Below are 3,810 nucleotides of genomic sequence, written 5' to 3'. Positions count from 1 at the left end.
ATCACGGGCATCGTGATCTCCTGACCGCCGATGGCGTCCATCTCCTCGCGGATGACGGCGTTGACCTTGTCGAGGACGCGCTGGCCGAGCGGGAGGTAGACGAAGATGCCGGCCGCGAGCTGGCGCGCGAGCCCGGCGCGGAGCATGAGGCGGTGGCTCTGCGCTTCGGCGTCGGCGGGGTCTTCCCGTAGCGTCGGGACGAGCGACTTCGACCGGCGCACGGTTACTTCGCGTCCTTCTTCTTGTTGGCTCCCTTGACGCCCGGCTGGTAGCGGAGGCGCTCGACCGGCTTGCCGCCCACGATGTGCGACTCGACGATCTCCTTGAGGTCGGCCGCCTGGACGCCGCAGTACCAGACGTCCTCCGGGTAGAACACCATCATCGGGCCGTGGCCGCACTGGGAGAAGCAGCCGGCCTTGTTGATCCGGATGTCCTCCTTGAGGCCGGCCTTGACCGCCTCGCCGCGGAGGTACTTCACGAACTCCTCCACGTTCCCTTGCGTCGGACAGGTATCGCCCCCGGTGCACACGAAGACGTGCGTCCGGTACTGGCCCATCAGTCCGGGACCGCCGCGGCCTTCGCGGCCCGGCGCTCGGCGATGAACGTGTCGACCTCCTCGCGCATCGCCTTCACGATGTCCTTCTCGGGCACCTTGCGGATGACCTCGCCGCCCTTGAAGATGAGCCCGATCCCGCGTCCGCCGGCGACGCCGATGTCCGCCGCGCGCGCCTCGCCCGGACCGTTGACTTCACACCCCATCACCGCGATGTGGATCTCCTCGTTCAGGCCGCGGAACTCGTCCTCGACCTCCTTCGCGAGCTTGACGAGATCCACGTCGGCGCGGCCGCACGAGGGGCAGGACACGAACGTGAGGCCGCCCTTTCGCAGCCCGAGCGATTTCAGGATGTCGATGCCGACGCGCACCTCCTCGGTCGGGTCCGCCGAGAGCGACACGCGGATCGTGTCGCCGATGCCCTCGGAGAGGAGCGCCCCGAGGCCGACCGCCGACTTGATCGTCCCGACGCCCGGCGTGCCGGCCTCGGTGACGCCGAGGTGGAGCGGGTAGTCGACCTGCGCGGCGAGCCTCCGGTACGCCTCGATCATCATGCGCGGGTCGGAGGCCTTCAGCGAGACCTTCATCTCGGGGTAGCCGCAGTCCTCGAGGATGCGGATGTGACGGAGCGCGGACTCCACCATCCCCTCCGAGGTCGGCCCGTTGTGCTTCGCGAGCAGGTCCTTCTCGAGCGATCCCGCGTTGACGCCGATGCGGATCGGGATCCGCTTGTCCTTCGCGACGTTCACGACCTCTTGCACGAATCGCGTGCCGCCGATGTTACCGGGGTTCAGGCGCAGGCCGTCGACGCCCTGCTCGAGGGCGATCAGCGCGAGCTTGTAGTTGAAGTGGATGTCGGCCACGAGGGGGATGCGGATCTGCCGCTTGATCTCGCCGAGCTTCTCGGCCGCCTCACGCACGGGCACCGCGCAGCGAACGATGTCGCAGCCCGCGGCCTCGAGCGACCAGATCTCGAGCAGCGTCGCCTGGACGTCGCGCGTGTCGGTCTTGGTCATGGACTGCACGGTGATCGGCGCGCCGCCGCCCACCTTGACGCCGCCGAGCTCGATCTGCCGCGTTTCCCGCCGTGTCATCATCGCCTCGTCCTATCGGAAGATCTTGAACGCGTCGATCCGGACCAGGTCATTGTAAAGCGCGTAGACCATCAGGAGCATCAGCAAAACGAAGCCGAGCTGCTGGGCGGCTTCGCGCTTCTTGAGGGACAGCGGCCGCCCGAGCACCGCCTCGATGAGGAAGAAAAACAGGTGACCGCCGTCGAGCATGGGCACCGGCAGGAGGTTGAGCACGGCCAGGTTCACGCTGATGTAGGCGGTGAAGAGGATGAGCGGGCCGATCCCCTCCTTCGCCTGGCGGCCGGCCTCGGTGGCGATCTGGATCGGACCGCCGATGTTCGACGACTCGATCTGCCGCGAGACGAGCTTCCAGAACGCCTTCAGCGTCAGGACCGTCATGTCCCACGTCCTGACCCAGCCGTAGCCGACGGCGACGAGGGGACCGTAGGGCTCGTACCGCACGACCTTGGTGACGATGCCGACGCCGATGCGGCCGATGTCCGTCTCCTGGCCGCCCGGCCCCTTCTCCCGCACGGAGATCGCCGTCACGCTCACCGTCTGCGTCCGTCCGTCGCGCTCGAGCGTCACGTCGAAGGTCTGGCCGGCCCGCTTCTGGATCGCCTGCATGAGCTCGTCCGGCGTGAAGACCGGCTGGCCCGCGACGGCGATCACGAGGTCGCCTGTCCGCAGGCCCGCCTTCTCGGCCGGCGAGCCGGGATTGACCGCGCCGATCTGCGGCGTGAGCCGCGGCCCCGCACCGAGCTCCCAGGCCTCCTTCGGGTCCCGGAAGATCGGATCGCGCACCGTCGTCTTGCGCGGCGTCACGGAGAGCGTCCGCGCCTCGCCCCCGCGGTCGACGCTCAGCGTGAGCGGGCGGCCCCGCGAGTCCGCGATGGCCTGGTCGAGGTCTTCCCAGTTCGAGATTGCGCGCCCGTCCACGCGCGTGACGAGATCGCCGGTCCGGAGGCCCGCGGCGGCGGCCGGGCCGCTCTCGGCGACGCGCCCGACGACCGCCGGCCACACGGGCCGCCCAACCGTCGCGAGGATGACGGCGAAGATCAGCGCGGCCAGCACGAAGTTCATCCCCGGCCCGGCAAAGACGATGAGGAAGCGCACCCAGAGCGGCTTGAGCGCGAACGCCTTGGCCGGGTCGTAGGTGACCGTGGGACCGCCCTCGAGCGGGCTCTCCTCGCCCAGCATCTTCACGTAGCCGCCCATCGGGATCGCCGACAGGCAGTACTCGGTCTCCTTGCCGCGCCAGCGGAGCAGCACCGGGCCGAACCCGATCGAGAAGCGCTCCACGCCGACGCCGGTGAGGCGCGCGACGAGGAAGTGGCCGAGCTCGTGGATGAGGATCAGCACGCCGACGACGACGACGAACGAGACGAGGGTGGTCATCCGCGCCGCCCCCCGTCGCGACGGTCCACGGCCTCCCGGACGCGGGCGCGCGCCTCGACGTCCACCGCCACGCACTCCTCGATGGACCCGACGGCGCCCGCTCGCGACTCGTCGAGCGCCCGCGCGATGAGGTCCGCGATGTCGTTGAACCCGATCCGCCGGTCGAGGAAGGCCGCCACGGCGACCTCGTTCGCCGCGTTGAGCACGACCGGCGCGGCGCCGCCCTGCTCGAGCGCCGTCCTTGCGAGGCGCAGGCAGGGGAACTTGTCCGCGTCCGGCTCGAAGAACGTCAGCTGGCCGATGCGCGTCAGGTCGAGCCGCGCGGCCGGCGTCGGGCGGCGCTCCGGATACGTCAGCGCGTAGAGGATGGGCACGCCCATGTCGGCGACGCCGAGCTGGGCGATGACCGAGCCGTCGATGTACTCGACCATCGAGTGGACGATGGACTGGGGGTGGACCACGACGTGCACGCGGTCGGGCGCCAGGTCGAAGAGCCAGCGCGCCTCGATGATCTCCAGGCCCTTGTTCATGAGCGTCGCCGAGTCGATCGTGATCTTGGCGCCCATCTTCCACGTCGGGTGCTGGAGCGCGTCCTCGACCGTCACCGTCGCCAGCCGGGCCTTCGGCGTCTCGCGGAACGGGCCGCCGGACGCGGTGAGGAGGATCCGGTGGACGTCGCCGCGGTTGTGGCCGACGAGGCACTGGAAGATCGCGCTGTGCTCGGAGTCGACCGGCAGGAGCTGGACGCCGCGCTGGCGGGCGGCGGCGGTCATCAGGCTCCCCACC

The 3,810-nt window shown here is 69.8% G+C and carries 5 protein-coding genes; all 5 read right to left on the bottom strand.

The window, feature by feature from the left end:
* Positions 1 to 221: proline--tRNA ligase (locus VKG64_13300; protein HKB26018.1), on the bottom strand; the 221-nt coding region annotated here is incomplete at its 3' end.
* 2 nt (positions 222 to 223) lie between these two features.
* Positions 224 to 556 carry a (2Fe-2S) ferredoxin domain-containing protein gene (locus tag VKG64_13295; GenBank protein ID HKB26017.1) on the bottom strand — a complete coding sequence of 111 codons (333 nt, stop codon included), beginning with the start codon at positions 554 to 556 and terminating at the stop codon, positions 224 to 226.
* Positions 556 to 1,647, bottom strand: coding sequence for a flavodoxin-dependent (E)-4-hydroxy-3-methylbut-2-enyl-diphosphate synthase (gene ispG, locus VKG64_13290; GenBank protein ID HKB26016.1), 1,092 nt, complete (start codon positions 1,645 to 1,647; stop codon positions 556 to 558). Before ispG ends, VKG64_13295 begins: the two co-directional genes overlap by 1 nt.
* A gap of 12 nt (positions 1,648 to 1,659) precedes the next feature.
* Positions 1,660 to 3,024, bottom strand: coding sequence for an RIP metalloprotease RseP (gene rseP, locus VKG64_13285; protein HKB26015.1), 1,365 nt, complete (start codon positions 3,022 to 3,024; stop codon positions 1,660 to 1,662).
* A partial coding sequence (gene dxr / locus VKG64_13280; protein HKB26014.1) for a 1-deoxy-D-xylulose-5-phosphate reductoisomerase occupies positions 3,021 to 3,810 on the bottom strand: 790 nt, incomplete at its 5' end. The genes dxr and rseP, both read right to left, overlap by 4 nt.

This window comes from Candidatus Methylomirabilota bacterium, from assembly GCA_035260325.1.
Lineage (GTDB): Bacteria > Methylomirabilota > Methylomirabilia > Rokubacteriales > CSP1-6 > AR19.
Note: the sequence above shows the minus strand (reverse complement) of the source record. Positions and strands in the feature narration are given on the sequence as shown.

What these genes read in the sequence shown, in the direction of transcription:
- VKG64_13295 (HKB26017.1), bottom strand. Translation starts at nt 556, where the DNA reads ATGGGCCAGTACCGGACGCACGTCTTCGTGTGCACCGGGGGCGATACC.
- rseP (HKB26015.1), bottom strand. Translation starts at nt 3,024, where the DNA reads ATGACCACCCTCGTCTCGTTCGTCGTCGTCGTCGGCGTGCTGATCCTC.
- ispG (HKB26016.1), bottom strand. Translation starts at nt 1,647, where the DNA reads ATGACACGGCGGGAAACGCGGCAGATCGAGCTCGGCGGCGTCAAGGTG.